Annotated in this window: 24 protein-coding genes; 9 read left to right on the top strand and 15 right to left on the bottom strand. The window is 68.4% G+C overall.

Going from position 1 to position 26,686, the window contains the following annotated elements:
- Window positions 1-11 precede the first annotated feature (11 nt).
- Complete coding sequence (locus HWX22_RS00420; RefSeq protein WP_175914804.1) at window positions 12-1,463, bottom strand: MFS transporter; 1,452 nt, start codon at window positions 1,461-1,463, stop codon at window positions 12-14.
- 117 nt (window positions 1,464-1,580) lie between these two features.
- Here HWX22_RS00420 and HWX22_RS00415 point away from each other — a divergent pair, with 117 nt between their 5' ends.
- Window positions 1,581-2,462: a LysR family transcriptional regulator gene (locus tag HWX22_RS00415; RefSeq protein ID WP_175914941.1), complete on the top strand. Its 882-nt coding sequence runs from the start codon at window positions 1,581-1,583 to the stop codon at window positions 2,460-2,462.
- 37 nt (window positions 2,463-2,499) lie between these two features.
- On the opposite strand, the gene HWX22_RS00410 is transcribed toward HWX22_RS00415, so the two are convergent.
- The 5 genes from HWX22_RS00410 to HWX22_RS00390 are packed head-to-tail and all read right to left on the bottom strand — an operon-like array spanning window position 2,500 to window position 7,614.
- Complete coding sequence (locus tag HWX22_RS00410; protein ID WP_175914803.1) at window positions 2,500-2,865, bottom strand: response regulator; 366 nt, start codon at window positions 2,863-2,865, stop codon at window positions 2,500-2,502.
- 36 nt (window positions 2,866-2,901) lie between these two features.
- Window positions 2,902-3,861, bottom strand: a complete 960-nt coding sequence (locus tag HWX22_RS00405; RefSeq protein WP_059818871.1) for a chemotaxis protein CheX — start codon at window positions 3,859-3,861, stop codon at window positions 2,902-2,904.
- Window positions 3,862-3,887: 26 nt separating this feature from the next.
- Window positions 3,888-4,472, bottom strand: coding sequence for a hypothetical protein (locus tag HWX22_RS00400; protein WP_175914802.1), 585 nt, complete (start codon window positions 4,470-4,472; stop codon window positions 3,888-3,890).
- A complete protein-coding gene (locus HWX22_RS00395) occupies window positions 4,469-5,209 on the bottom strand; it encodes a methyl-accepting chemotaxis protein (protein ID WP_244135172.1) in 741 nt (246 codons plus the stop codon). The genes HWX22_RS00400 and HWX22_RS00395 overlap by 4 nt, the downstream gene beginning before the upstream one ends.
- Window positions 5,210-5,211: 2 nt before the next feature.
- On the bottom strand, window positions 5,212-7,614 hold the full coding sequence (locus tag HWX22_RS00390) for an MCP four helix bundle domain-containing protein (protein ID WP_175914801.1): 2,403 nt from the start codon (window positions 7,612-7,614) through the stop codon (window positions 5,212-5,214).
- Window positions 7,615-7,710: 96 nt separating this feature from the next.
- On the opposite strand from HWX22_RS00390, the gene HWX22_RS00385 reads away from it, so the two are divergent.
- Together HWX22_RS00385 and HWX22_RS00380 are read left to right on the top strand one after the other, a co-directional pair.
- Window positions 7,711-8,106, top strand: coding sequence for a hypothetical protein (locus tag HWX22_RS00385; protein WP_175912050.1), 396 nt, complete (start codon window positions 7,711-7,713; stop codon window positions 8,104-8,106).
- Window positions 8,103-8,792 (top strand): phospholipase, encoded by a 690-nt coding sequence (locus HWX22_RS00380; protein WP_175912052.1) that lies wholly within the window; start codon window positions 8,103-8,105, stop codon window positions 8,790-8,792. Before HWX22_RS00385 ends, HWX22_RS00380 begins: the two co-directional genes overlap by 4 nt.
- 33 nt (window positions 8,793-8,825) lie before the next feature.
- On the opposite strand, the gene HWX22_RS00375 is transcribed toward HWX22_RS00380, so the two are convergent.
- Both HWX22_RS00375 and aspA read right to left on the bottom strand, forming a co-directional pair.
- Entirely contained in the window at window positions 8,826-10,325 is a 1,500-nt protein-coding gene (locus tag HWX22_RS00375; RefSeq protein ID WP_059524912.1) for an amino acid permease, read from the bottom strand.
- A gap of 103 nt (window positions 10,326-10,428) precedes the next feature.
- The gene (gene aspA / locus HWX22_RS00370) at window positions 10,429-11,835 is read right to left on the bottom strand and encodes an aspartate ammonia-lyase (protein WP_175914800.1); all 1,407 of its coding nucleotides are present in this window, start codon (window positions 11,833-11,835) and stop codon (window positions 10,429-10,431) included.
- Between the two features lie 154 nt (window positions 11,836-11,989).
- On the opposite strand from aspA, the gene HWX22_RS00365 reads away from it, so the two are divergent.
- Window positions 11,990-12,964, top strand: coding sequence for a LysR family transcriptional regulator (locus HWX22_RS00365; RefSeq protein WP_059689844.1), 975 nt, complete (start codon window positions 11,990-11,992; stop codon window positions 12,962-12,964).
- 81 nt (window positions 12,965-13,045) lie between these two features.
- Here HWX22_RS00365 and HWX22_RS00360 read toward each other — a convergent pair whose 3' ends face one another.
- The 4 genes from HWX22_RS00360 to HWX22_RS00345 all read right to left on the bottom strand — a co-directional run bounded on the left by HWX22_RS00360 (window position 13,046) and on the right by HWX22_RS00345 (window position 17,037).
- Entirely contained in the window at window positions 13,046-14,110 is a 1,065-nt protein-coding gene (locus HWX22_RS00360) for an asparaginase (RefSeq protein WP_175914799.1), read from the bottom strand.
- 257 nt (window positions 14,111-14,367) lie between these two features.
- Window positions 14,368-15,390 (bottom strand): DUF2891 domain-containing protein, encoded by a 1,023-nt coding sequence (locus tag HWX22_RS00355; protein ID WP_059700026.1) that lies wholly within the window; start codon window positions 15,388-15,390, stop codon window positions 14,368-14,370.
- A gap of 10 nt (window positions 15,391-15,400) precedes the next feature.
- Window positions 15,401-16,351, bottom strand: a complete 951-nt coding sequence (locus tag HWX22_RS00350) for a DUF979 domain-containing protein (protein ID WP_175912056.1) — start codon at window positions 16,349-16,351, stop codon at window positions 15,401-15,403.
- Window positions 16,348-17,037, bottom strand: a complete 690-nt coding sequence (locus HWX22_RS00345) for a DUF969 domain-containing protein (protein WP_059689837.1) — start codon at window positions 17,035-17,037, stop codon at window positions 16,348-16,350. Before HWX22_RS00345 ends, HWX22_RS00350 begins: the two co-directional genes overlap by 4 nt.
- 345 nt (window positions 17,038-17,382) lie before the next feature.
- Here HWX22_RS00345 and HWX22_RS00340 point away from each other — a divergent pair, with 345 nt between their 5' ends.
- The 3 genes from HWX22_RS00340 (at window position 17,383) to HWX22_RS00330 (ending at window position 20,170) form a co-directional block, all read left to right on the top strand.
- Window positions 17,383-17,607, top strand: coding sequence for a hypothetical protein (locus tag HWX22_RS00340; protein ID WP_039357299.1), 225 nt, complete (start codon window positions 17,383-17,385; stop codon window positions 17,605-17,607).
- Window positions 17,608-18,000: 393 nt separating this feature from the next.
- Window positions 18,001-19,005, top strand: a complete 1,005-nt coding sequence (locus HWX22_RS00335) for a chemotaxis response regulator protein-glutamate methylesterase (protein ID WP_175914798.1) — start codon at window positions 18,001-18,003, stop codon at window positions 19,003-19,005.
- A gap of 55 nt (window positions 19,006-19,060) precedes the next feature.
- Complete coding sequence (locus HWX22_RS00330; protein WP_175914797.1) at window positions 19,061-20,170, top strand: diguanylate cyclase; 1,110 nt, start codon at window positions 19,061-19,063, stop codon at window positions 20,168-20,170.
- Window positions 20,171-20,174: 4 nt separating this feature from the next.
- Here the strand turns inward: HWX22_RS00330 and HWX22_RS00325 are convergent, their stop codons facing one another.
- Window positions 20,175-22,427 (bottom strand): EAL domain-containing protein, encoded by a 2,253-nt coding sequence (locus tag HWX22_RS00325; protein WP_175912510.1) that lies wholly within the window; start codon window positions 22,425-22,427, stop codon window positions 20,175-20,177.
- 244 nt (window positions 22,428-22,671) lie between these two features.
- Window positions 22,672-23,565, bottom strand: coding sequence for a LysR substrate-binding domain-containing protein (locus HWX22_RS00320; protein WP_175912509.1), 894 nt, complete (start codon window positions 23,563-23,565; stop codon window positions 22,672-22,674).
- Between the two features lie 234 nt (window positions 23,566-23,799).
- Between HWX22_RS00320 and HWX22_RS00315 the strand changes: the two genes are divergently transcribed.
- Both HWX22_RS00315 and HWX22_RS00310 read left to right on the top strand, forming a co-directional pair.
- Window positions 23,800-24,438: a hydrolase gene (locus HWX22_RS00315; RefSeq protein ID WP_175912508.1), complete on the top strand. Its 639-nt coding sequence runs from the start codon at window positions 23,800-23,802 to the stop codon at window positions 24,436-24,438.
- A 307-nt stretch (window positions 24,439-24,745) separates the two neighbouring features.
- Window positions 24,746-25,468, top strand: coding sequence for a haloacid dehalogenase type II (locus HWX22_RS00310; protein WP_175912507.1), 723 nt, complete (start codon window positions 24,746-24,748; stop codon window positions 25,466-25,468).
- A 123-nt stretch (window positions 25,469-25,591) separates the two neighbouring features.
- On the opposite strand, the gene HWX22_RS00305 is transcribed toward HWX22_RS00310, so the two are convergent.
- Window positions 25,592-26,545, bottom strand: coding sequence for a LysR family transcriptional regulator (locus HWX22_RS00305; RefSeq protein WP_175914796.1), 954 nt, complete (start codon window positions 26,543-26,545; stop codon window positions 25,592-25,594).
- Between the last annotated feature and the right edge of the window lie 141 nt (window positions 26,546-26,686).

Below are 26,686 nucleotides of genomic sequence, written 5' to 3'. Positions count from 1 at the left end.
CGGCCTTCGCGTCATGCCTGCCGCTGCGCCCGCTTCGCGAGCCGCGCGCCGGCCGTCAGCGCGACCAGCGCGGCCGCCGCATACGCGGCGAAACCGAGCGCCGCGACCGAACCCAGTGCCATCGCCAGATTCGGCGACAGCATCGTCGCGGCGCCCGCGAACGCGACACCGAGCAGGCTCCCTGCCTGCCGCGCCGCATTGAGAAAACCCGATGCGACACCGGCCGCGTCCGCCGGCACCTGTTCGAGCACGGTCGCGATCATCGGCGGCACGGACAGCGCGGTACCGGTGCCGAACGCCGCCATCGCCGCCCACGCGACCGGCCATGGCGCACGCAGCGTCAGCGCGGCCGCGAGCGCCGGAACCGCACACGTGGAGAGGAGCAGGCCACCGGCCATCAGTTGTGTCGCGCTGGCCCGATCATGCAGCTTGCCGGACAGCACGTTGCCGAGCGACAGGCTCAGCGCGAGCGGCAACAGCATCAGCCCCGTCTGCCGCGCATTCAGCCCGACGCTGCCGTGCAGGTACAGGCTCAGGATGAACAGCAGCGCGAAATAGCCGACGTAGACCAGCGTGCCCATCACGTTCATCGCCACGAACACGCGATTGCGAAACCAGGCGAGCGGCACCATCGGATCGGCACTGCGCCGCTCGACGACGATCAGCACCGTCGCGGCGAGCGCGGCAACCAGCAGCGCGGTCAGCACCTGCGCCGCACCCGGGCCGCGCGTCGGCAGTTCGATCGCGGCAAAGCACAGCGCGCCGAGCGCCGTCGCGCTGGCGAGCTGGCCGGCCCAATCGAAGCGGTGCGCGGCGCGACGGGCCGATGCGCGAACCCGCACCGCCGCCCCGGCGAGCGCCAGCGCGCCGGTCGGCACATTGACGAGAAACGCGCTGCGCCAGCCGAAATCCTCCACCAGCACGCCGCCCAGCACCGGCCCCACGGACGCCGCCACCGACGCGATGCTCGCCCACACCGCGATCGCCCGCGCCCGCTCGGCCGGCACGTCGAAGGTGTTGCGCACGATCGCGAGCGACGCGGGCAGAAAGAGGGCCGCGCCCACGCCCTGCACGAAGCGCGCGGCAACGAGCACGGTCACGGACGGCGCGAAGCCGCATCCCGCCGACGCAACGATGAACAGCGCAAGGCCCGCGAGGTACGCATGCTTCGCGCCGAACCGGTCGGCCAGCACGCCGCCCGCGAGGATCAGCGCGGCGAAGCTGAGCGTGTACGCATCGACGATCCACGCGAGCCCGGCGACCGTCGAGCCAAGGCTCGCGCGCATCGCCGGCAGCGCGACGTTGACGATCGTCGTGTCGAGCACGGCCATGAACATCCCGATCGCGACGAGCGCCAGCGTGAAGCGGCGTTCGCGCGCGGTCGGACGGCCGGCCGCCGGGGTCGGTACGGCGGCCGCCGCGGGAGCGCGCGCAGAGGGGCAAGGGGACGTGCGATCGGTCATGAGGACTCCAGGCTGATGCCGAGAGTCTAGGAACCGCGCGCGATGCAGAAAAGTGATAATTTCGCATCTTCGTGATGCAGAAGTGCATCCCCCTTCCCGAGGAGACCGCCGATGCGCCTGAACTGGGACAACGCCCGTTTCTTCCTCGCGCTGGCGCGCGCCGGCACGCTGCGCGGCGCGGCCACGCAGCTGAACGTCGACCAGGCGACCGTCGGCCGCCGGATCGCGGCGCTCGAGGACGAACTCTCCGCGCGCCTGTTCCTGCGCACGCCGACCCTCTATGTACTGACGCCGGCCGGCGAAGCGCTGCTCGAGCCGGCGGAAACGATGGAGCGCGCCTCGCTCACCATCGAGCGGCGCGTGCTGGGCTTCGACGCGCAACTGGCCGGCTCCGTGCGCATCGCGACCACCGACTCGCTCGGCAAGCGCTTCGTGGTGCCGGCCATCGCGCGCCTGCGGCGCAAGCATGCCGGCATCGACGTCGTGTGCGTGACGTCGGCCGAAATTGCGAACCTCACGCGCCGCGAAGCGGATCTCGCGATCCGCACGTTGCGGCCGGAATCGCCGGACCTGATCGTCCGGCGGCTCGGGCATCTCGAAACCGGCATCTACGCGTCGCGCGGCTATCTGGCCGAGCGCGGCGAACCGGCGCCGGGCAGCGCGTTCGACGGCCATGATCTGGTGATGTACCAGCAGCCGGTGGTGCCGACGATGTGGGAAGCGCTGTGCGGCGAGCCGACCTCACGCGGCCGCGTGATGTTCCAGACCTCGTCGACCATGATGCTGGTCGAGGCGACCCTCGCCGGGCTTGGCGTGGCCGAACTGCCGTGCTTTCGCGCCGACGCCGAACCGGAACTGGTGCGGCTCATGGCACGGCGCTGCAATCATTTCGACGTGTGGCTCGTCGCGCATGCCGATCTCTACAAGACCGCGCGCGTGCAGGCCGTGATCGAAGCGGTCGTCGACGAATTCGCGGCCGCCGCGCCGGCGGCCCGCTGACCGCCGGCCAACGGCGACGCGCCGCGAGCCTGCACGCTCAGCCCGCGAGCTTCTTCAGCGCGTCGAGCACCGCGTCGCCCTTGAACGGCTTCACGATCCAGCCCTTCACGCCGGCGGCCTTGCCGCGCTCCTTCATCGCCGGGCTGCTTTCGGTCGTCAGCATCACGACGTTGACCGACGTATTCGCCAGCTCGCCGCGGATCTTCTCGACCATCGTCAGGCCGTCCATGTTCGGCATGTTCACGTCGCTGATCACGAGGCGCACGCCGGGCGTCGCCTTGAGCTTCGCGAGCCCGTCCTTGCCGTCCATCGCCGTCGCGACGTCGAGCCCGTGATTGCGCAGGAACCCCGCGACCTCGTCGCGCACCGTGCCCGAATCGTCGACCACCAGAATCTTTGCCATGCCGTATTCCCCTTTCCTTGTTGCTGACTTCAACATTCAAAACAGTTCGAGTTCGCCCGACTCGACCATCGGCCCCACGTCCTGCACGGATTCGCGGAAATCCTCCGGCGACCAGCTCAGGCTGAACACGAAACGCTGGTCGAGCCGCACCGATCGTCCCGACTCGGGGTCGGTCATCCGATACTTGAAACACAGCTGCGGACAGTCGCCGCCGAACGAAATGAATTTCTGCTTGTGATTGACGACGAGCGGCACCTGCACGGGATGCCGCGCGAGCGCCTCCGCGTCGCCGAGATAGCGGTTTTTGAACGCGCCCCACACGAGGTTGGTCAACTCGCCGAGCACGTTGTTCACGTCGCGGAAATCGGGTGCGCGGCCGTCGTCGCGCGTGCCGCCGATCATGTCGAGCAGCGGCTGCTCGCTCGTCTGCAGCAGCATGTAGCCGCGGCACCACGCGCTTTCCAGCGCGATCAGGCTGAACACCTCGCCGAAGATGATCTGGTCGCGCACGATGCACGGCGTGTCGCGCTCGATCGCGAGGCCCGGAAACAGGCTGTCGAGCCGCGCCTCGGTGATCTCCGCGATGCCGCGCACGAGCGCGTTCGGGTAGTCGCGGCCGAACAGGTATTCGTCGATCGCGCGCTTGAGCGGCGTCAGGTCGTCGGCGACGTAGGCCGCGCACGCGACGCGCGCGAGCGCATCGGGCAGCCCGTCGCGCGACGCATTCGACGCGCGGCGCAGGATGATCGGCAGCTCGGGCCGCAGCGCATCGATCTGCGTCGCGATGATCGCGCTTTCGTCCGGCGAGCCGCCGTAGTCCTCGGCGAGCAGGATCGCGCCGAGATCGATGTTCGAGCGCAGCACCTTCAGCAGCCGGTTGCGCCGCACGGTCAGGCCGACCAAGTTGTGCTCGTCGCAGAAACGCTTGAGCGTCGCCGCATGGGCGCGGCTGTCGTCGAGCACGAGCACCTTGCTGACGGGTTGGTCTACGGTCATCTCGCGGAGTCCTTCCTCACAATCGGTCAAAACAGTTCGAGCTCGCCGCCCGTGTCCACGCTCGCCGCTTCCGGCACGTGGAAATCGACCGGCGCGTTCGCGCACACGCACAGCGTCGCGCCGATCCGCACGTCGCCGTCGAGCGTCACGCCGTACGCGGCCACGTAGTCGGGATGCAGCGCCGGCAGGTAGTCGACGCTCGCGCCGCTCAACAGGTAAGGCGTCGACATCCCGAGATCGGGGAAAGGCGCGGTCAGCGCCTGGTTGATCGCGCCGCAGCACAGGTTCGCGACTTCCATGAACGCCTCGGGCAGCGGCCGCTGCGCGCCCGCGCCGGGCGTCGCGGCGGCGAAATGACGACGCGTCGGTTCGTCGTCGCGAAAGCGCAGCGCGAGCAGCAGCCGGAAATGCAGTGCCGAGATCGTCAGCACTGCGACGTGCTCGGGCACCTTCGGCGTCGCGCGCGATTTCGCGCGTGACGGATCGTGCGACGTGTCGTGCGCATCGCCGGCGGCCGGCCTGATTTCGCACACGCCGCCGGACGCGAGCCGCGTGCGCGCCGCATCGAAGAAGATCCGCTCGAAACCGGCCCGGGCCTGCGCGGTGATCACGCCGCCGCTCCCTCGAGCCGCGCATGCAGCTGCCCGGCCAGCGTCTCGACCGTCGCGAGCGCGGCCGTGATCATCTTGCCGCCGGCCTGGATGTCCTGGAACGTCGCGGCCGTCACGAGATCGTTGCGATTCAGGCTGTCGCGATAGCTGTTCGACAGTTGCTGCGAGCGCGCGGCGAGCCCGCGCACCTCGCTCGCGACGATCGAGAAGCCCCGCCCGGCCGTGCCCGCGCGCGCGGCCTCGATCGACGCGTTCAGCGACACGATCGACACGTGCGCGACGATCGCCGACAGCTCCTGGTTCTTCGTGCGCATGTCCTGGTTCTGCGTGGTCAGCGAGATCATCTGCTCGTGCCAGCGTTCGAACGTGCCGGCCAGCCCGCGCAGCCGCGCGGCTTCGTCGGCGAGCTTCGTCGCATGCTGCGACAGCGCGGCGCGCTCGGCCGCGAGCGCCTGCAGCGCGTCGCGCTGCTCGCCGGTGCCGGCCGCCTCGCGCGCCAGCGCCTCCTCGAGCGCCGCTTCGCGGCGCGCCCACGCCTGCGCCGCTTCGGCATGTGCGGCAACGGCTTCATCGGCCCGTGCATCGGCCGCGCCGAGCGCGGCGCGCAACGCCCCGGCTTCGCGCGTCAGCGCGGCAACGAGCCGCGCTCGCGCGATGCGACACACGATCGCGGCCACCGCCGCGACCACCAGGCCGCCCGCCAGCGCGGCGCCGATCGGGATCATCCACGCTTGCACGATCACTCCGCCGCGTCGACGTTCGCGTCGACGTTCGCGATGCCGGCGCCGGCCGGCTGCCCGGCGTCGTGGGCCGCGCCGTCCGCCGCAAATCGCGCCGGCAGCGACACGATCGTCTCGAACGCGCGATACGACGCGCCGACGCGATCGTCGGTGAAGCGCAGCGCGATGTCGCCGCCGTCGCGCTTCAGGAAGTTGCGCACCGCGTCCATCCCGACGCCGCGCCCCGATACTTCGGTCACCGCGCGCGCGGTCGAGAAGCCCGGGCGAAAGATCAGTTCGGCCACCGCTTCGTCGGTCAGCGCGGCTTCGTTGCCGGCGTCGATCCAGCCGCGCTCGCGCGCGATCCCGCGAATCCGGTCGAGCGCGAGGCCGCGGCCGTCGTCGCCGAGCACGAAGCGCAACGCATCGTCCTCCACGTCGACCGCGATGTCGATCTTGCCGGCCGGCGCCTTGCCGGCCGCGCGACGCTCTTCCGACGTTTCGATCCCGTGGTCGATCGCGTTGCGCAACAGGTGCATGAACACGTTCTTCAGCGTCGCGCCGATCTCGCTGCGCACGCGATGGCCGTTGCTGTCGATATGCACGACGGGCGCCGGCTTGCCGAGTTCGGCCGCGAGCGACGGCAGCGATTCGATCACGCCGCCCAGCGCATCGCCGATGCCCTGCGTGCCGAACTGGCTCAGCAGGCGGCGCACCGAATCGCGCGCCGCGCGCCAGTCGCTTGCGTTCGCCGGATCGGCGCCGTCGAGCATGCGCAGGCTCTCGCTGATATGCGCGCGCTCGACCATCAGGTAGTCGGTGCCGCCGTGCTGCGCCGCCTCGCCATGCCGGCCGAGCGTGACCGCGTTGATCGTCGCGTAGTGGTCGACTGCTTCGCGCACGCGGGCCAGGTCGTCCATCAGCGCATCGCGATTCCACTCGGGGCCGCCGTCCGCGCGGCGCAGCGATTCGTACGCCTGCTCCGCTTCGTGCACGATGTTGGTCAGATGCTGCAGGCTGTACGTGCGCGCGTTGCCCTTGATCGTGTGCATGTTGCGGAACAGCGCCGCGACGATCGAATGATCGGCGCGTTCGTGCTGGCGGATCATCCGCTCGTTCTCGCTGAGGAAACCCTTCGCGCTGTGCACGAAGTCGTGGAACTTGTCCTGGCTGATCGACAGGATCTCGCCGATCATCTCGAGGCGGCGCTGCTGCTCGCCGGCCTGCGCGGTCAGCTCGCGAATCTCGGTCACGTCGCGCACGCACAGCATCAGTCGCACGACCGTGTCGGTCTCGTCGGTGATCGCCGACCAGCTCAGGTCGAGCCATTTCTCGCGGCCGTCCGGCATCCGCTTCGCGACTTCGTTGACGAGCAGGTGCTCGTTGAACGCGAAGTTCATGCTGTCCTCGCCGAGGCACGCATGCACGGCCGCGTCGACCTGCGAGCGCGCGTCGGAGCCGATGCTCGAATCGTCGAACACGAGCGCCATCAGGTCGCGTCCGGCGATGTCGCCGGTCTCGAAGATGGTCTCGAGGTAAGCCGAATACTCCGCATGCACGACGCCGCCTTCGACGACCGTCAGGATTCCTTGCTGCATGTTCTGCAGCATTGCCTGGATGTCGGCCGTCTTCTGTTTCAGTTGCGCGGCGTTCTCCTGGATCTTCTCGATCATCCCGTTGAACGCGACGATCGAATGACCAATCTCGTCCATCCGGCCCACCGGCACGCGGCGCGTGAAGTCCTGGCTCGTGGCGATCTCGCTCATCGCCGTTTGCATCCCGATCAGCGGACGCGTGATCTGGCGATACAGCACGAAGCCGAGCGCGGTCAGCAGCACGACCACCGTGCCCGCCACGCCCGCGATCGCGGTGGCCGTCGTCGCGAGCATGCCGTTCAGCGCGCGGATCGCATCGTCCTTCTGGCGGTTCTTCTCGACGCGCAGCGTGTCGACGATGCCCTCGAGTTCGTCGCGATACTGTGCGACGTTCGCGAACAGGTACGCCTGCGCCATCTCGGGCTTGCCGTCGGTCTTCATCTTCACGGTGTCGTCGATCGCGGCGAAGTAGTTCGCGGCGCTGTCCTTCGCCTGCTCGACGAGGCCTTCCTGCGCGCGGCCGACCGCCGATTTCGCCTGGGCGTCGAGCGCCGCGCGCAGCGCGCCCTGCTTCGCCTTCAGCTCGTCGCGCGCCTGCGCGGCGGTGTTCGCGTCGGGCGCGTACACCAGCGTCATCGTCGCGATCTGGATGTTCTTCACGTCGGCGACGAGGTCCGCCGACGCGAGCGCGCTCGGCACGATTCCCTGGGTAACCTGACGCACCTCGGACGCACTCTTGCGCGTCTGGTACACGGCGTACACGCCGATCGCGGACAGCGCGAAAAACGTCAGGACGACTAGCAGCGTAATGCGATGACGGATGGTCATGAGTACAGCTCCCCGCAGCGATCCGGCTTCGATCGCCCTTTTGTCTATTGAAAGAATGTGAGCGCCGAATTATCGGGGATGGTGTATGACTGTCCGATGACTGAAAATCAATCGGTCGTTGAGAAAATCGCAATGATCAATTGCGGCGAGAAAATCCTAAAGTTTTTCTCGAATCGGCCGTTAACCTCTGGCCTGAACGGCCCGGCGGGCGTTCCCGGCGGCCTCGATAAATCGAATCCGGATATTCATTCTTTTATTTGCGATCCGATAATTCAATCCGGCCGAATACCGGTAAAACGTTTGCGCATTATCCGCGAATCGAATCGGGTATGCACCTTCTGCCGCGCGGCCGGAATCGCTGCGCCGGCCGACATGGCGAATGGCCGTCTATTCATTCTCATCAGGAAACAATCAATCGCCATCCGGCGATTCACCTTCCCTCCCGCGCGTTCTAGACTGTCGGATCACTTCCCCACCGGACCCTTGCAATGACCGACGTCCTGCCGCTGACCACCGACTCCGAATCCGGCCTCCACTATCGGCTGCGCCCGGCCGCGGGCCGCCCCGTAGGCCGCCTGTTGCTGCTGCACGGCGTCGGCGGCAACGAAACCAATCTGCTGAATCTGGCCGGCACGATCGACCCGCGCATCGAAATTGCGTTCGTGCGCGGCCCGCTGACGTTCGGCCCCGGCCAGCACGCGTGGTTTCCGGTGCGCTTCGGCCCGAACGGCCCGGAAATCGACGCGGCCCGCGCGGAGGCGAGCCGTGTGCAGCTGATCGCGCTGCTGCGCGCGTTGCGCGCCCGGGGCACCGACAACGAACACGCCGCCCTGCCGACCGTGATCGCCGGCTTCAGCCAGGGCGGCATCATGAGCGCGAGCGTCGCGCTCACGTCACCGGCCGATGTCGTCGCGTTCGCGGTGCTGTGCGGGCGCATCCTGCCGGAGATCGATCCGCTGATCGCGCCGCGCGACGCATTGAGCGCGCTGCACGCGCTGGTGATGCACGGCCGCTTCGACGACAAGCTGCCGGTCGCGTGGGCCGAAACCGCCGATGCGAAGCTGACGGCGCTCGGCGTCGCGCACGACACGCGCCTCTACGACGCCGGCCACGAACTCACGGCGGAGATGGCCGGCGACTTCGGCCGCTGGGTCGCTGCGCGCACCGGATCGAACTGAGCGCACGGGCGGTCGACCCGCCCGTGCGTATCGTCAGACGTTGCTCGCCGGATCGGCGCCGATCGGCGCGGCGGCCGCAGCGGACGCCTCTCGCGCGGCACCGCGCTTCGCGAGCTTCCAGCCCACCACGAGCGCGAGCACGACGACCGGGATCATCCCGACGGTCCACGTGCCGCCCGGGTAATCGAACGCCATCATCACCAGCACGCTGACCAGGAACCCGAGCGTGAGCCACGACGTGAACGGCGCGCCGGGCATCCGGAACGACACGGGGCTCAGCTCGCCGCGATTGACCGCGCGGCGGAACAGGATCTGGCACATCACGATGAAGCCCCAGGTCGTGATGATCCCGAGCGACGCCATGTTCAGCACGATCTCGAACGCCTGCGCCGGAACGATGTAGTTCAGCGGCACACCGATCGCATTGACCGCGACCGTGACGAGGATCCCGCCGTACGGCACGCCGCGCGCGTTCATCCGCGACACGAAGCGCGGCGCCGAGCCGCCCATCGCCAGCGAACGCAGCACGCGCCCGGTCGAATAGAGGCCGGAATTCAGGCTCGACAGCGCGGCGGTCAGCACCACGACGTTCATCACCGTGCCGACGTACGGCACGCCGAGCTTGCCGAAGAACGTGACGAACGGGCTTTCGTGCGCGCTGTACGCGGTCCACGGCAGCAGCATCGTCAGCAGCACGACCGAGCCGACGTAGAACAGCGCGATGCGCCACATCACGCTGTTGATCGCCTTCGGCAGCACCTTGCGCGCATCGGCGGTCTCGCCCGCCGCGACGCCGACGAGCTCGATGCTCGCATACGCGAACACGACGCCCTGCACGATCAGCACGGCCGGCAGGATCCCGTGCGGGAAGATCCCGCCGTGATCCGCGATCAGGTGCAGCCCCGGCATCTGCCCGGCGACCGGATGACCGCTCGCGAGAAACACGGCGCCGACGGCGAGGAACAGCGCGAGCGTCCCGACCTTGACGATCGAGAACCAGAACTCCATCTCGCCGAACACCTTCACGCCGATCATGTTCATCACCGACACGATCCCCAGCGCGCCGAGCGCGAACACCCACTGCGGCACGTCCGTGAACACGGCCCAGTACTTCATGTAGATCGCGACCGCGGTGATGTCGACGATGCCGGTGGTGGCCCAGTTCAGGTAGTACATCCAGCCCGCGACGAACGACGCGCGCTCGCCCATGAACTCCCGTGCGTACGACACGAACGAGCCGCTGGTCGGCCGATGCATCACGAGCTCGCCGAGCGCGCGCATGATCAGGAATGCGAATACGCCGCACACGAGATACACGACCGCCAGCGCGGGGCCCGCGCTCTGCAGGCGTCCGCCCGCGCCGAGAAAGAGGCCGGTGCCGATCGCTCCGCCCATCGCGATCATCTGCACGTGGCGCGGCTTCAACTGTTTCTCATAACCGGATTCGTGCGACGCGAACATCGCGTCTCGGTCGGCATGACGGGGATCCGCGCCGCCGGCCGTGTCGGCCGCGCGCTCGCTGGCGTGCTTCATGGTGTGTCTCCGTTTCTTGATGTGTCGCGCCCGTCGACGGGGCGCTGCGGGAACGGCCGCGCACGGGCGTCCGGCGGCATGCGCCGGCGCCGCGCGGCCGGAATCAGTACGCGCGCGGGCGGATCAGCGCTTCGGGCTGTAGCGCTTCGTCCAGTTGCGCGGCGGTCATCAACTGGCGATCGAGCACAACTTCGCGGATCGACTTGCCGCTCGCGTGGGCCTCGGCGGCCACGGCCGTCGCGCGCTTGTAGCCGATGTACGGGTTCAGCGCGGTCGCGAGCGCGACCGACCGCTCCATCGTTTCGCGCAACCGCTCGGGGTTCGCGGTGATTCCGCTCACGCAGCGCTCCGCGAGCGTCGTGCAGGCGGCCGTCAGGTGACCGAAGCTGCGGAACAGCGCGCTCGCGATCACCGGCTCGAACGCGTTGAGCTGAAGCTGGCCGGCCTCGGCGGCGAACGTCACCGTGAGGTCGTTGCCGAATACTTCGAATGCGACCTGGTTCACGACTTCCGGAATCACCGGGTTCACCTTGCCCGGCATGATCGACGAGCCGGCCTGCACCGGCGGCAGGTTGATCTCGCCGAAGCCGGCGCGCGGGCCGCTCGACAGCAGCCGCAGGTCGTTGCAGATCTTCGACAGCTTGACCGCGATCCGCTTCAGCACGCCGGAAACCTGCACGAACGCGCCGCAGTCCTGTGTCGCTTCGATCAGGTTCGGCGCGGTGCTCAGGTCCAGGCCGGTGATGCGTCGCAGCGCGGCCAGCGCCTTCTGCGCGTACTCCGGATGCGCGGTGATGCCGGTGCCGATCGCGGTCGCGCCGAGATTGATCTCGCGCATCAGCAAGCCGGCTTCCTGCAGTCGCGCGATGTCTTCCGTCACCATCACCGCGTAGGTCGAGAATTCCTGGCCGAGCGTCATCGGCACGGCGTCCTGCAACTGCGTGCGGCCGAGCTTCAACAAATCCGAGAACGCGTCGGCCTTCTCCGCGAACGCATCGCGCAGGCGCGCCATCGCGTCGAGCAGATGCTCGACCGCGAAGCAGGTCGCGATCCGGATCGCGGTCGGATAAACGTCGTTCGTGCTCTGCGCGAGATTGACGTGCTCGTTGGGATGGAGGTATTCGTACTGCCCGCGTGCATGCCCCATGATTTCGAGCGCGCGGTTGCAGATCACCTCGTTGGCGTTCATGTTGGTCGACGTGCCGGCCCCGCCCTGGATGATGTCGACCACGAACTGATCGTGCAGCCGGCCCTCGCGGATCTCGACACAGGCGGCGGCGATCGCGTCGCGATACGCGTCCGGCAGCAGCCCGAGCTCGCAGTTCGCATCGGCAGCGGCTTCCTTCACCGCCGCGAGCGCCATGACGAGGTACGGCAGCGACGCGATCGTGCGCCCCGAAATGTCGAAGTTCTCCTTCGCGCGCAGCGTATGGACGCCGTAGTACGCAGAATCCGGAATGCTTCGTTTCCCTAAAAGATCCGCCTCGACGCGGAAGCCGCTTTCCGTCATGGTGCCCCTCCTGAATTGTCTCTGCCGACGCGGGAAACCGGCTGCGTTCACCGCTTCCCCGTACGACGGGATCGCATTCTATGCCTTTGCATAAAGAACCTCGCTTCTGTATTATCGAAAGCGGTTTTGCGTGGGATGCAACAGCGAGAGACGAATGAAAACAACGGCGAGAGACACCGGCATCGATCACCTCGGCGCGATGCGCGCATTCGTGCGGGTCGTCGAAATGGGAAGTTTTTCCGCGGTCGCGAAGGAGATGCGCGTGTCGACGTCGACGGTCGCGCGCAAGATCACGGCGATCGAGGACGCCCTCGGCGTCGCGCTGTTGCATCGCTCGACGCACAGCGTGACGCTGACCGAGGCCGGCCACATCTACCTGGAACGCGCGGTCACGCTGATCGCCGATCTCGACGACACGCTGCGCGTCGTTGCCGAGCTCAATTCACAGCCGAGCGGCCCGCTGAAGCTCACCGCGCCGGTCGCGTTCGGCCGCCGCCATCTCGCGCCGCTGATCGCGCCGTTTCTCGCACGCTATCCGACGATCCAGCTCGACGTGCGGCTCACCGACAACCACAACGACCTCGTCGCCGGCGGCTTCGATCTCGACATTCACGAAGGCGAGAACTACCTGGACAACCTGGTCGTGCACCGGCTGTCGCGCAACGACAGCATCCTGTGCGCGACGCCCGGCTACCTCGACCGCTGCGGGCGCCCCGCGACGCCGGACGACCTGCGGCATCACAACTGCCTGCGCTACGTGCATCCCGAGGGCGATCCGCGCTGGGAGCTCGTGCGCGGCGATGCACGGCACAGCGTGCTGCCGGCCGGCAACCTCGTCACCGACCATTCGGAACTGCTGCTGGACGCGACCTGCGCGGGCCTCGGCATCGCCGAATTCGAGATCTGGCTGGTGCGCGACCTGCTCGCGAGCGGCCGGCTCGAAGCCGTGCTGCCGCGCTACCGGCTGCAGAACAAGCTCACGGGCGACTACATCTACATCGCGTATCTGGCGAACCGGCGCAGCTCGGCGAAGCTGCGCGTGCTGAAGGACTTCCTCGCGGAGCATCTCGCGCACATCGGCGAGCTGTCGGAAGTCGAGCTGACGAAGATTCGCGACGCGGGCGCGTAGCAGCGGCCGTCGCGCCGGCCGGCAAGCCAGCGCCGACGCCGCATGCACCTTCGGCACGCGGCATCGGCACGACAGCCGCCATCAGGCCGGCTGCAATTCGAACGGGAACGTCGCGTGCCCGATCTCGACGCCCTGCGTGTTCAGCATCCGCGGCCGGTGGAACGCGGCGAGCCGCGCGCGCTGCGCGTCCGTGCCGATCCGCAGCCGTTCGAGCAGTTCGCTGACCATCATGTACAGCACGTCGATGTTGCCGTCCTCGATCTTCACCGAGAGGCCGAGCGCGCCGTCGGCGCCAAGTTCCCGCGTGCGCGCCGATGCGCGTACGCCGATCCCGTAGCACGCGTCCGCGCCGAGCTTGCCGACGACCTGCCCGTCGAAGGCCTCCATCAGCACCGTGCAGTAGCGCCCTTCTCCGGCGACCAGCTCGGGATGGGCCGTCATCGCATGGTGAATGCGCGCCAGCGCGCGCACGCGATCGGTCGTCGCCGCGCCGCCGGCTTCAACCGTATCCGCACCGTCTGCCAGCGATGCATAAAGACGCGCGAGGCGGTCGAGCGGGAACGCCGGCGTCGGCAGGTTGCAGCCGTCGATCGCCCAGTCGACCTCGTCGTCGGGAAGGCCGCACGCATCGGCGACCACGTGCTTCACGTGCATCTGCATCGGATGCGTCGGCAGATGGTAGTCGGCGATCGCGGCGCCGATCGCCCGCGCGCCGGCCAGCATCCCGACGTGCTTGCCCGAGCAGTTGCTGCACACGCCGGTCGGCGTGTAGTCGCGCTTGATCCAGGACCGGTACACCGCGTCCGACAGCGGCGCATGGCCGCCGCACCGCAAATCCGACTCCTGCGCGTCGACCTTCGCCAGCATCGCCCGCGTGCGCGCGATGTGCCGCTCCTCGCTGCTGTGCGATGCGCACATCAGCGCGATGTCCGCTTCGTCGAAACCGAAACGCTCCGGCGCGCCCGTCTCGATCACGGACAGCGCCTGGGCCGGCTTCGCCGCCGAGCGCGCGAGCGTCATCCGGAACGGATCGCCGAGCCGGAACAGCAGCTTGCCGCCGGCATCCACCACCGCCACATCGGCGACGTGCGTGTTCTCGATCGCATTGCCGCGGTACGTCACGACCGCTGCGCGTTGGGTGTCCATCTGTGCTGTCTCCTTCGTCGGGGCCTGATATGCCGGGGCCCGTGCAACCGGTACGGCAGTGTATCGACTCTGCCGCCGGGTCGAGCCGGGCGCCCCGTGGAAAGCGGTATTGCGCCGGATGCAAAGCCATCGAACCCGCCGGGCTCGAACGCGGGCCTCGGCGGCGGCGGCGACCCTATCGCCGCGACGAACCAGGATCTCGAGCCCGAGCGCTAGCGCAACATCGAGCTCGGCTTCGCGGGCAACCGACGCCGCAACTACGCGTCCAGCGCCAGCAGCGCGAACGTCGCGAGCCAGTGCTCGCCCATGTAGTCGCCGGCCACGTGCGCGAGCGCGCTCGCGAGATGCCGGTCGGCCGCATCGCGCAGCTTCGCGCGCCGCGCATCGCCTTCCGGCAGCGCGCCGGCGAGCGAGCGCTGGCACCACGCGCGGCTCAGATTCAATCCGTCCAGATGCGCGATCTTGCCGTCGCTGCGGTCGCTGACCGTAGCCGGCTCGAACAGCGTCGCCGGCTCGCCACGCGCGAGATCAGGCAAGAAACGCGCGAACCAGCCGTCGAATTCGGCGGCCGGCAGCACGCGCCGCATCAGCTCCGCCTCCATCAGCGCGGGCGACAGGAACTCGTCGCCCGACGGCTCCCACGCCTGGCACGCGACGTCGTTCAGATGCCAGCGTTTCGCCGTATCGACGATCAGCGCCGCGAGCCCGTCGCGCTGCGTCGCGCGCGCAAAGTCGAGCGCGAGCGCCAGCGCGAACGCGGTGTTGAAGTGCGTGCCGACCCGCAGCGGATAGGTGGCCTTCGGCAGGAAGGTCTCGAAGCGCGCGACGAACAGGTCGGCGAGCGGCGCGAGCGTCTTCGCCCAGCGTGCGGCCTGCGGCACCACGCCCTTCAGCGCGAGCCGCTCCAGCTGCGCGGACAGCGCCAGCAGCCACGCCCATCCGTAAGGCCGCTCGAAGCCGCTGTTGTGCGGCAGCGCCAGATACGCGCGTTCGCCGGCGACGTTCGCGTCGGTGAAGTGCGCGTCGACGACGGCGATGATCCGCTCGGCCTCCGGCAGCGCCGGATAGCGTTCGAGCACGCTCAGCACGAGCCAGTAGCCGTGCACGCACGAATGCCAGTCGTAGCTGCCGTAGAAGATCGGGTGCAGCGCGCGCGGCCCCTGCACGTCGTGCGGGCCTTCGAGCGAATGCGTGAGCTTGTTCGGATATTCGCGGGTCAGGTGCGCGAGCGCGAGCGACGCGAATTTCGATGCGAGTTCGGGAGTCAGCCGGTCGGTCATGGACACCTCGTCAGAAGCGGAATACGAACGCGTACATCAGCAGCGTGTTGACGGCCAGCAGCAGCACGGCGGTCGGCCACTGCGCCTTGATCACGCCGTTCTTGTCCTTCAGTTCGAGCAGCGCGGCCGGCACGATGTTGAAGTTCGCGGCCATCGGCGTCATCAGCGTACCGCAGAAGCCGCTCAGCATCCCGATCGCGCCGAGGATCGCCGGGTTGCCGTGAAATTGATGGACGATCAGCGGCAGGCCGATGCCGGCCGTCATCACGGGGAACGCGGCGAACCCGTTGCCCATGATCATCGTGAACAGCGCCATGCCGACCGTATAGGCGGCGACGACCGCGAACGGCGAATCGATCGGCACCCACTCCCTCACGAGCCCCGACACCACGCCGCCCACGCCCGCGACCGCGAACAGCGCGCCGAGCGCCGCGAGCATCTGCGGCAGGATCGCGGCCCAGCCGACCGCGTCCATCGTGTGACGTGCCTCCTTCAGCGCGTGAACCGGCGAATCGCGCAGCATCGCGAGCGCGACGGCGAACGCGACGAGCGTGCCGAGCACGAGCGAGATCAGCGTCACGCTCTTCGGATCGACGAACGGCACCCGTTTCAGCGCGAACGTGCCGATCAGCGTGACGAGGGGAATCAGCAATGCCGGCAGGAACAGCCGGTTGCCGAAGCGCAGCGCCTTCGCGTCGCGCCGCGCGCCCGCCGCTTCGCTGGATTCGTCCGACTTGCCGCGTCCGAGCTTGCCCGAGCCCGCGATCAGCGCGAGCGCGATCGCGAGGCAGCCCGTCACGAAGTGCGGCAGCAGCGCGCCGAACAGGAACGTGAGCGCGTAGATCGCCCAGAACGCGAAGTTGACGACGCGGCGCGGGTTCGTGCGGTCCATCAGGTTGAAGCACGCGAACGCGCCGAACATCAGGCCGGCGAGCGTGTACAGCGGTTCGAGGCCGATCATCGCGCGCCCTCCCGCCCGAATGCGCCGAAGCTGCGCGACAGCCGGTGATCGAGCAGCGCGAGCCGCGTGCAGTGGATCAGCAGCGCGGCGATCGCCGTCGGGATCGCCCAGACCGACAGGTGCAGCGGCTCGACCACGATCCCGTTCTGTTCGAGAAAGCCCTTGATCAGCAGGATCGACTGGATCGCGATGAAGATGTCCTCGCCGAAGAACACGGCGACATTGTCGGCGGCCGACGCATGCGCGCGGATCTGCTGGCGCACGGATTCAGGCAGGTCGCCGAGCCGGCTGACGGCCGCGGCCTCAGCCATCGGCGCGATCAGCGGCCGCACCATCTGCGCGTGGCCGCCGAGCGACGTGAGGCCGAGCGCGGCCGTCACCTGGCGCAGCACGAAATACAGCATCAGCACGCGGCCGGTGGTCGCCGCGTGCACGCGCGAGATCATCCGCTTCGCCTGCTCCTTGAGCCCGTTGCGTTCGAGCAGCGCGATCACCGGCAGCGTCAGCCAGATCAACCCCATGTAGCGGTTGTCGGTGAACGCCTTGCCGAATGCGCTGACGATGTCGACGAGATTCATCCCGCCCGCCAGCCCCGTCGCGAGGCCCGCGATCGTCACCACCAGCAGCGCGTTGAAGCGCAGCGCGAAACCGATCACGACGATCGGCACCCCAATCAGCACCAGCATTGCCCCTCCTTGCGATGGATTCGTGGCGCCGTGAAGGCGCGCCTCCCGCCCGGTTTCGACCGGGTTCAGGCGGCAAAATCTAACACGAGACTTTATCGATAAAAAGTCGACAATTTGAAGCTTCGGGTAAACGTTGAAACCGATGCCACGTTGCGCCGGTCGTGTGTCCGCTGTGTTTCGGCGGAACGAATCGCGGCCGGCGGCGGCGGCCGGCGGCGGCAACGCGCGCGCGGCAACGCACGATTCCGGCCGGCGTGCCGTGGACGGCCCGCGCCCCGCCGCGCATGGCGCAGCGCCGGTGCGCCGACTACACTGGAAGGCATCGCAACGTTCGGGAGAGCCGCCATGATCGACGTATTCCAGACCATCGGCAGCCGCGCGTTCTCCGCTCATCTGGCGAAGGACGGGATGGTGACGCTGATGGAACAACGCCACGAAGTCGACCGCGTGACGCTCGCAACCGCCTATGCCGCGCTCGTCGAGGAATCGGAGCAGGAAGCCGATCTGCTCGACGCAACGGTCGAAGGGATGATGCGCGCGCTGATCCAGGGGTACGCCCGCAGCCATTGAACGACTGGACGCGCACCGCGCGCGGTGTGCCGGCCTGCGCGACCGGCTCGCCGGTGCCTGCGCGTGCGCCCGTGCCGGGCGCCGCGCTTCGCGCCGTCACGAACGCGTCGACGACGGATTGCCGCGCTGCCGCATAATCCTGCACATCGCTGTCCGTCTTCCCGGGCGGCAAAAAATGCCGTCTGCCCACAGAGGAAAGGGTCGGAATCGACGCAATGCCCAATTTTTTCGATTGCCGCCGCTCGCGCCGCATGACAGCATTCGGGGCGTCGCCAGTCGAAAAGAATTTCGTGCCATCCGCCCGCCGATGCCGTTCGGCGGCGCCGGCCCGGCACTGCCTTTCATGAACCCGGCCCATATCCAACACTACGAACCGACCGGAGTATCCCGCTTGTGAACATCGGCATCGTCAACGACCTCCCGCTTGCCGTCGAGGCGATGCGCCGCGCGCTCGCGCACCGGCCCGAGCATCGCGTGCTGTGGGTCGCGACCGACGGCGCGCAAGCCGTCGAAATGTGCGCCGCGCAACCGCCCGACGTCGTGCTGATGGACCTGATCATGCCGAAGTTCGACGGCATCGAGGCGACGCGGCGGATCATGCGTTCCAGCCGCCCGTGCGCGATCCTGATCGTGACGAGCTGCATCGGCGCGAACGCGTGGCGCGTGTTCGAAGCGATGGGCGCCGGCGCGCTCGACGCGGTCGACACGCCACGCCTCGGCGAAGGCGCGTGCGGCGACACCGCGCGGCTGCTGCTCGCGAAGATCGACCAGATCGGCCGGCTGCTCGACGCGCCCGGCGGCGTCCGCGCGGCCGGCACGACCTCGCGCACGAGCGGCGGCCCGCTGATCGCGATCGGCGCGTCCGCCGGCGGCCCCGGCGCGCTCGCGTCGATCCTCGGCAGCCTGCCGGCCGACTTCAGCGCGCCGATCGTGATCGTCCAGCACGTCGATCGCGCGTTCGCCGAAGGGATGGCGCAATGGCTCGACGGCCAGACACCGCTGACCGTACGCGTCGCGCACGAAGGCGACCGCCCTCAGCCCGGCGTCGCGTTGCTCGCGGCGACCGACGATCACCTGCGCGTCACGCGCACCGGCACGCTCGAATACACGCGCGAACCGGCCGCCACGCCGTACCGGCCGTCGGTCGACGTATTCTTCAACAGCCTGACCGAGCACTGGCCGGGACGCGTGATCGGCGTGCTGCTGACCGGCATGGGACGGGACGGCGCGATCGGCCTGAAGGCATTGCGGATGAAGGGCTGTCATACGATCGCGCAGGACGAGGCGACCAGCGCCGTCTATGGCATGCCGAAGGCGGCCGCGACGCTCGGCGCCGCGCGCGCGATCCTGCCGCTCGAGCGCATCGCGGGCGAGCTGGTGGCGCTCGCGCGAATCTGAACCCGATGAAACCCTGTCACACCCATCGCTACCATGGCGCAACCCTGCATCAATCATGACTAGCGACCTCACCCGCCCGCCCGGCGGGCTGCATGCGGCGTTCGACGCCGCGCACGCGGCGCCCACGCCGCACGCCGACGCGCCCGCGATGGTCCTGCTGGTCGACGACCAGACGATCGTCGCGGAAGCCATCCGACGCGCGCTCGTCGACGAGGACGGCATCGATTTCCACTACTGCCCGCGCTCGGACGACGCGCTGGCGACCGCGATCGAGACGCGGCCGACCGTGATCCTGCAGGATCTCGTGATGCCCGGCACCGACGGTCTGAGCCTCGTGAAGGCGTACCGTGCGAATCCGGCGACGCGCGACGTGCCGATCATCGTGCTGTCGACGCAGGAAGAGCCGGTGATCAAGAGCGCCGCGTTCGCGGCCGGCGCGAACGACTACCTCGTGAAATTGCCGGACCGCATCGAGCTGATCGCGCGGATCCGCTATCACTCGCGCTCGTACATGAACCTGCTGCAGCGGGACGAAGCCTATCGCGCGCTGCGGCAATCGCAGCAGCAACTGCTGGAGGCCAATCTCGAACTGCGGCGCCTCACGCATTCGGACGGCCTGACCGGGCTGTCGAACCGCCGCTATCTCGACGAATATCTGGCCGCCGAATGGCGGCGCGGCACGCGCGAGCGCAGCGAGCTGTCGCTGCTGATGATCGACGTCGACAACTTCAAGCTGTACAACGACACGTACGGCCACGTGTCGGGCGACGGCGTGCTCAAGCAGGTCGCGGCCACCATCGAACGCTGTCTCGGGCAATCCGGCGATCTCGCCGCGCGTTTCGGCGGCGAGGAGTTCGCGGTCGTGATGCCGGCCACGTCGCCGGGCGCCGCGCGGCTGCTCGGCGAGAAGATCCGCCTCGCGGTCGAGTCGCTGCGGCTCGAGCACGCGCACTCGTCGACGGGTCGCTACGTGACGATCAGCATCGGCGGCGCGAGCATCGTGCCGGCCGCCGGCCTGCCGACGACGTCGCTGATCGAGGCCGCCGATCACGCGCTGTACCGCGCGAAGCACGACGGCAAGAATCGCGTCGAGATCGATGCGCCGCCCGCACCGCCGGCACCCAGTACCCCGCCTGCGTCGCCGGACGGCGGCGGTTTCGCGTGAACGCCTAGACAGTGACGAGCCGGCGCGCGTAGTCGGCCGGATCGAGCGGCCGGCCGAACAGGTAACCCTGCTGCATGTCGCAGCCGATCTGCTGCAGGAACCACGACTGCGCCTCGGTCTCGACGCCTTCCGCGGTAACCTTCATCCCGAGCGAATGCGCCATCGCGACGACGGCCTGCGTGATCGCGACCGAGTCGCGATGATCGGGCACGCCCGACACGAACGAACGGTCGACCTTCAGGTTGTGCAGCGGGAAACGCTTCAGGTACGCGAGCGACGAATAACCGGTGCCGAAGTCGTCGACCGAGATCCGCACGTTCATGTCCGTGAGCGCCTCGAGCATCGGCAGCACGGTGTCCGTGTCGTTCATCAGCAGTCCTTCGGTAATTTCCAGTTCGAGCGCGCCCGGATCGAGCCGCGTCTGTTCGAGGCAGCGGTCGACCGACTCGACGAGCCCCTCGTGGAACTGCCGCGGCGACAGGTTGACCGCCAGCATCAGGTCGGGGGCGATCGTGCGGCGCCATTCGGCGGCTTGCCGGCAGGCCGTTTCGAGCACCCACTGGCCGATCGCGACGATGAGCCCGGTATCTTCCGCGACCGGGATGAATTCCGCCGGCGACATCGGCCCGAGCTCGGGGCTCGTCCAGCGCAGCAGCGCTTCGGCGCCGACCGTGCGGCCGCTGCGCGCGTCGACGACCGGCTGATAGGCGAGCCGCAGCGCATCCGAGGCGATCGCGCGCCGCAGCGACTGCTCGATCGCGAAGCGGCGCTGCAGGCGCAGGTTCAACTGCGCGGTGAAGAACGTGAAGTGGTTGCGGCCGCGCTGCTTCGCGTCGTACATCGCGGAATCGGCATTGCGCATCAGCGTGGCCGCGTCGTCGCCGTCGCGCGGCGCGACGCTGATCCCGATCGACACGCCGAGCCAGTACTCGTTGTTCGCGATCTCGAACGGCTTCGCGATCGTATCGATCACCTCGCGCGCGAGCACGGCGAGCGCGTCGGGATCGTCGCAGTCGTCGACGAGGATCACGAACTCGTCGCCGCCGACGCGCGTGAGCGCGTGGCGCCCGCCCGCGCACGCCGCGAGGCGCGCCGCGACGCTGCGCAGCAGCGCGTCGCCGGCGTCGTGCCCGGCCGTGTCGTTGACCTTCTTGAAGCCGACGAGATCGATGAACAGGATCGCGACACGCGCAGGCCCGGCCGCCGCATCGCGCGCGCCGAACAGCTCGCGCATCCGGTCGGAGAGCCAGCGCCGGTTGTAGAGGCCCGTCAGCGCGTCGCGCGTCGCCAGGTAGCGCAGCTGCTGCTGCGCCTCGCGCACGGGGCCGATGTCGTGAAACGACACCAGCACCGATTCGGGTTGCGACTCGCCCGGCTTCACGATCGGCACCGCGTTGCCGCGCACCCAGATGACGTCGCCATCGGCGAGCCCGAAGCCGACCGAGTAGTCGAGCTGAGGCATCGCCGTGGTGAACGCGCGCCGGCTCGGCCAGTCGTCGGGCGCGATCGGCGTGCCGTCCTCGTACAGCTTGTACAGGATCACCGTCGACAACCGGCGGCCGACGAGATCGCCCTTCACGCGCATCATCCGGTTCGCGCTCGGATTACTCGCGACCACCACGCCGTCGGGCGACACGACGAGAATCCCTTCGTTCAGGCTGTTGACGACCAGGCGGTGATGTTCCTCGCTGCGCACGAGCTGCCGCGCGATCCAGTCCTGGTGCACCGCGAGGCCGACGCTGTTGCCGATGTCGCGCAACAGGTCGGTTTCCGTGTCGGTGGGCCGGCGCGGCGTCCGGTGATAGACGGCGAACGCGCCGAGCACGGTGCCCGCTTCGTCCAGAAACGGCACCGACCAGCACGCGCGCAGGCCGAACGGCAACGCGAACGAACGAAAGTCGGCCCACAGCGGATCGGTTTCGATGTCGTCGACGGCGACCATCCGGCGCTCGTACATCGCCGTGCCGCACGAGCCCGCGGCGGGACCGATCGACGCTCCGTCGATCGCCGCGCTGTACTGCGCGGGAAGCGACGGCGCGGCGCCGACGCGCACGTGCACGCCGTCCGCGTCGAGCAGCAGGATCGTGCACGAGGCGCCGTCGCCGAGCAGCGCCTCGGCGCGCCGGCATACCTCGACGAGCAGTTCCGGCAGCGGTGTGTTGCGCGTGATCAGCCTCAGCACGCTCTGCTCGGATGCGAGCACTTCCGCTGCGAGGCCGAGGCTGTAGCGAGAACTTTGCGGTTCGGTATTCGACATGAATCCTGCCGTCAGTTCGACCGGGTCTGATGCGCCCGATTCGTTAGCGATGCTTCGTGCCGTTTTCCGCACCGGGATTACGTCGTGCCCCCGGTGCGTCCCCATTCGGGTGCGCCCCTGATGCGCACCAAAGTACATTTAATACCAATCCGTGCAGCCCTGCGCGTCCCTGCGCATCAGGGCTTACGCGCGGTCGCGGCCGGCCGGTCGCCGGAACCCGATTCGTCTGATTATTACGCCGCCGTCAGTCCTTGCGGATATGTTCGGCGAGGAAGTCGATCAGCAGCCGCACGCGCGGCAGGAGCCCGCGCCGCGACGGGAACACTGCGTGAATCACGCCGCCCTTCGGCGCCCACCCCGGCAGCACGTCGATCAGCGTGCCGTCGCGCAAGGCATCCTCGACGACCATGCACGGCAGTTGCACGATGCCGACGCCGTGCATCGCCGCGTCGCGCAACGCGTGCATGTCGTCGGAGATGTAGCGCGGGTGATGGCGCAGTTGCGCCTGCTCGCCGTTCGGCCCGACCAGCTGCCACGCATGATGCCGCGCCGGCCCCCAGTCGAGGCTCGGCTCGCCGCCCAGCTCGGCCGGTTCGGTCGGCACGGCGCGCCCGTTCAGCCACTGCGGCGCGGCCACCAGCCGCTGCGGGCTGTCGCCCAGGATCCGCATCACGAGGTCGCTGTCTTCCAGCGGCGGAAAACGCACGCGCAGCGCCAGGTCGAAGCCTTCGCTCAACAGGTCGACGCGGCGGTTCGTCGCCTCGAGATGTACGTGCACCGCCGGATGGATCGCCATGAAGCGCGCGATGAGTTCGCTCACGCGATATTCGAGCAGTGCTGTCGGGCAGCTCACCCGGACGATCCCACGCGGCTCCGCGTGCCGGCGCTCGATCACCTCGCGCGCGGCGTCGGCTTCGACCAGCACCGCGAGGCAGCGCTCGTAGAATTCGCGGCCGGTTTCCGTGACCGTGAAATGACGCGTGGTCCGCTGCAGCAGCCGCACGTCGTATTGCGCTTCGAGCGCGGCGATGCGCCGGCTCAGCGTCGACTTCGGGACATCCAGTGCCCGCCCCGCCTGCGTGAATCCGCCGTGCTCGACCACCTTCACGAAATAGTAGAGGTCGTTCAGGTCATCCATGATTGTTCCATCCATAGAACACTGACGGCATTCTAAGGGGCTGGAAACCCGGTTGTTGCGCGAATAGCATCTTTATTCGATGGCCAGGCCAGCAGCATTCGCCCGCCGTGCGATCACATCGGACGTCTGCGACGGCACGGGCGCACCGCCGCGACGGCGATCCCGACGCCGCGGCAGCCCTACCCTGGACCGTCGGGATTTCTCTCACTTCCTGCCTTGTTTCTGGAGATAACCATGGCAAGCGAACCGATTCGCGATCCGGCGAACGACCACCTGCTCACCCCGCAGAACGCGGCGTTCATCGTCATCGATTACCAGCCGGTCCAGGTGAACTCCATCGCGTCGATGGATCGCCAGCTGCTGATCAACAACATCGTCGGCGCATCGAAGGCCGCGGTCACGTACAACCTGCCGATCGTCCACTCGACCGTCAACGTGAAGACCGGCCTGAACAAGCCGCCGATCCCGCAATTGCGCGCCGCGCTCGAAGGCTATCCGACCTACGACCGCACCAGCATCAACTCGTGGGAAGACGTCGAGTTCCGCAAGGCCGTCGAGGCCGCCGGCCGCAAGAAACTCATCATGACCGCGCTGTGGACCGAGGCCTGCCTGACCTTCCCGGCACTCGACGCGCTGAAGGCCGGCTATGAAGTCTATGTGGTCGTCGACGCGGTCGGCGGCACGTCGGTCGCCGCGCACGAGGCCGCACTGCGTCGCATCGAGCAGGCCGGCGGCCAGATGATCAGCGTCGCGCAGCTGTTCTGCGAACTGCAGCGCGACTGGGCGCGCAGCGAAACCGTTCCCGCGTTCATGAAACTGTTCATCGAAACTGGCGGCACCGCGGGCATCCAGTTCGCGTACGACAAGAGCTGATTCCGGCGCGAACCCGACGCGCGTCGCGGCCGCAAGCGCGCGTTGCGTGACTTGACCCGCCCGAGCCGGTCGGCCCGGGCGGGCAACAACGCGATCTACACCACGTGGTCGCTGTCCGACGGGTAAGCCGTCTCCGGCGCGGCCCCAGGATCCGCGTCGGATGCCGTGGCTGCCCTCCTCCAGGCACCTTCGATGCCGCACGGCCAGCCACGTTCACGGATACGTGCTTCAATGTCGTTCGAACCGGCGTCACGCGTGTCGCCACGCCGCGCATCGCGCCTCCCTCGACCGACCTTCACGGAATCCCATGACGAACCCTGCCGACATCAAGGCGCTCGTTTTCGACGTGTTCGGAACGATCGTCGACTGGAGAAACGGCGTCGCGCGCGAAGCCGCCACGTTCCTGGCGCGCCATGCGCCGGATCGCGATCCGTTCGAATTCGCCGATACATGGCGCCGCGAATATGCGCCGTCGATGGAGGAAATCCGCAGCGGGCGCAGGCGCTACGTGCGGCTCGACGTGCTGCATCGCGAGAACCTCGTGCGCACGCTCGACCGCTACGGGATCGACGGCGTGCCCGACGCGGAGATCGACGCGCTCAACCTCGCGTGGCACCGGCTCGATCCATGGCCCGATTCCGTCGCGGCGCTGCAGCGGCTGAAACAGCGCTACATCATCGCGCCGCTGTCGAACGGCAACATCCGGCTGATGGTCGACGTCGCGAAACACGGCGGCCTGCCGTGGGACGCGATTCTCGGCGCCGAAGTCGCGCACGCGTACAAGCCGTCGCCGAAGGTCTACACCGAAGCGGTCGAGATTCTCGGCGTCGAGCCGGCCGAGCTGTGCCTGGTCGCCGCGCACAACGGTGATCTGGCCGCCGCGCGGCAACTGGGGCTCGCGACCGCGTTCGTGCTGCGGCCGACCGAACACGGGCCGAACCAGACGACGGATCTGAAAGCCGACGGCGCGTGGGATTTCGACGTCAAGAACCTGCACGAACTCGCCGATCGGCTCGGCTGTCCGGGTTGACGCACGGCCGCGTGCCCGGATCGCGATGACGACATGAACGTCCGGGTCGTCACCGCGGCCCGGTTACGTTCGTCGTCGCCGCCGATCAACACGGGACGAATCGCCCGTGACGCACCGCCGCGCTCAATCGCCGACGAATCGCACCTGCTCCGACTCCCCCATCAGCAATGCCCGATTCGCGTCCGCCGCCGCGCGCAGGTAATCCCATAGCGCCGTCACGCGGCGCAGCTTGCGCAGGTCCTCGCGACACGTCAGCCAGAAGCACCGCGTGACGACCACGTCGTCCGGCAGCACCGGCACCAGCGCCGGCTGCGTGGCCGCCATGAAGCACGGCAGGATCGCGAGCGCGCCGCCCTGCAGCGCCGCGAACACCTGCGCGATCACGCTCGTCGTGCGCAATCCGGCGGTCGCGCCGGGCACCGCGCGCTCCAGATACAGCAGCTCGCTGCTGAACGCGAGATCGTCGACGTAGCTGATGAACGCATGCCGCGCGAGATCGTCGGTGCACGTGATCGGCGCGTGGTTCGCCAGATAGTCGCGCGTCGCATAGAGCCGCAACTGGTAGTCGCACAGCTTCGTGACCACGTAAGGCCCGCGTTCGGGCCGCTCGAGCGTGATCGCCAGATCGGCTTCGCGCTTCGGCAGGTTGACGAAGTGCGGGACCGGCAGCAGATCGACCGTCACGTGCGGATGCGCGACGCGAAACCGCGCCAGCTGCGGCGCGAGGAAAAAGCAGCCGAACCCCTCGGTCGACCCGATCCGCACGTGGCCCGACAGCGCCTCGCCGGTATTGGCGACCTGGTCGCACGCGGAGTGCACGGTCGTCTCCATCGCGTCCGCATACGCGACGAGCCGCTGCCCCTCGGCCGTCAGCGTGAAGCCGCCGGAGCGCGACTTGTCGAACAGCAGCGTGCCCATCGCGGCCTCGAGCGCGCGAATGCGCCGCGCGACCGTCGTGTAGTCGACGCCGAGACGCTTCGCCGCCCCGCTCGCGCGCTGCGTGCGGGCGACTTCGAGGAAGAAGCGCAGGTCGTCCCAGTTCAGGTTGCCGGAAACCGGCTCGGTGGCGTGTCGCATCGGCGGGAAAAAGGGCAGGAGTCTCCGGGCCGGCCGTCGATATGCATAAATGCACATCCAACCGGTTTTCTTGTCGGTACATCGTGGATCCGCGCATAACTATACTCGACCGTGACCTGCGGACCATGAGCCGCGGGCAAT

This window comes from Burkholderia sp. BCC1638, from assembly GCF_902833195.1.
In the GTDB taxonomy this organism is placed as follows: domain Bacteria; phylum Pseudomonadota; class Gammaproteobacteria; order Burkholderiales; family Burkholderiaceae; genus Burkholderia; species Burkholderia diffusa.
The sequence above is the reverse complement of the archived record's forward strand: the minus strand, read 5'-3'. Positions and strand labels throughout refer to the sequence as shown.

Bases quoted from the DNA above. Each gene is read 5' to 3' on its own strand.
- HWX22_RS00420 (WP_175914804.1), bottom strand. From the start codon at position 1,463: ATGACCGATCGCACGTCCCCTTGCCCCTCTGCGCGCGCTCCCGCGGCG.
- HWX22_RS00410 (WP_175914803.1), bottom strand. From the start codon at position 2,865: ATGGCAAAGATTCTGGTGGTCGACGATTCGGGCACGGTGCGCGACGAG.
- HWX22_RS00405 (WP_059818871.1), bottom strand. From the start codon at position 3,861: ATGACCGTAGACCAACCCGTCAGCAAGGTGCTCGTGCTCGACGACAGC.
- HWX22_RS00390 (WP_175914801.1), bottom strand. From the start codon at position 7,614: ATGACCATCCGTCATCGCATTACGCTGCTAGTCGTCCTGACGTTTTTC.
- HWX22_RS00385 (WP_175912050.1), top strand. From the start codon at position 7,711: ATGACTGAAAATCAATCGGTCGTTGAGAAAATCGCAATGATCAATTGC.
- HWX22_RS00380 (WP_175912052.1), top strand. From the start codon at position 8,103: ATGACCGACGTCCTGCCGCTGACCACCGACTCCGAATCCGGCCTCCAC.
- HWX22_RS00375 (WP_059524912.1), bottom strand. From the start codon at position 10,325: ATGAAGCACGCCAGCGAGCGCGCGGCCGACACGGCCGGCGGCGCGGAT.
- aspA (WP_175914800.1), bottom strand. From the start codon at position 11,835: ATGACGGAAAGCGGCTTCCGCGTCGAGGCGGATCTTTTAGGGAAACGA.
- HWX22_RS00365 (WP_059689844.1), top strand. From the start codon at position 11,990: ATGAAAACAACGGCGAGAGACACCGGCATCGATCACCTCGGCGCGATG.
- HWX22_RS00360 (WP_175914799.1), bottom strand. From the start codon at position 14,110: ATGGACACCCAACGCGCAGCGGTCGTGACGTACCGCGGCAATGCGATC.
- HWX22_RS00355 (WP_059700026.1), bottom strand. From the start codon at position 15,390: ATGACCGACCGGCTGACTCCCGAACTCGCATCGAAATTCGCGTCGCTC.
- HWX22_RS00350 (WP_175912056.1), bottom strand. From the start codon at position 16,351: ATGATCGGCCTCGAACCGCTGTACACGCTCGCCGGCCTGATGTTCGGC.
- HWX22_RS00345 (WP_059689837.1), bottom strand. From the start codon at position 17,037: ATGCTGGTGCTGATTGGGGTGCCGATCGTCGTGATCGGTTTCGCGCTG.
- HWX22_RS00340 (WP_039357299.1), top strand. From the start codon at position 17,383: ATGATCGACGTATTCCAGACCATCGGCAGCCGCGCGTTCTCCGCTCAT.
- HWX22_RS00330 (WP_175914797.1), top strand. From the start codon at position 19,061: ATGACTAGCGACCTCACCCGCCCGCCCGGCGGGCTGCATGCGGCGTTC.
- HWX22_RS00325 (WP_175912510.1), bottom strand. From the start codon at position 22,427: ATGTCGAATACCGAACCGCAAAGTTCTCGCTACAGCCTCGGCCTCGCA.
- HWX22_RS00320 (WP_175912509.1), bottom strand. From the start codon at position 23,565: ATGGATGACCTGAACGACCTCTACTATTTCGTGAAGGTGGTCGAGCAC.
- HWX22_RS00315 (WP_175912508.1), top strand. From the start codon at position 23,800: ATGGCAAGCGAACCGATTCGCGATCCGGCGAACGACCACCTGCTCACC.
- HWX22_RS00310 (WP_175912507.1), top strand. From the start codon at position 24,746: ATGACGAACCCTGCCGACATCAAGGCGCTCGTTTTCGACGTGTTCGGA.
- HWX22_RS00305 (WP_175914796.1), bottom strand. From the start codon at position 26,545: ATGCGACACGCCACCGAGCCGGTTTCCGGCAACCTGAACTGGGACGAC.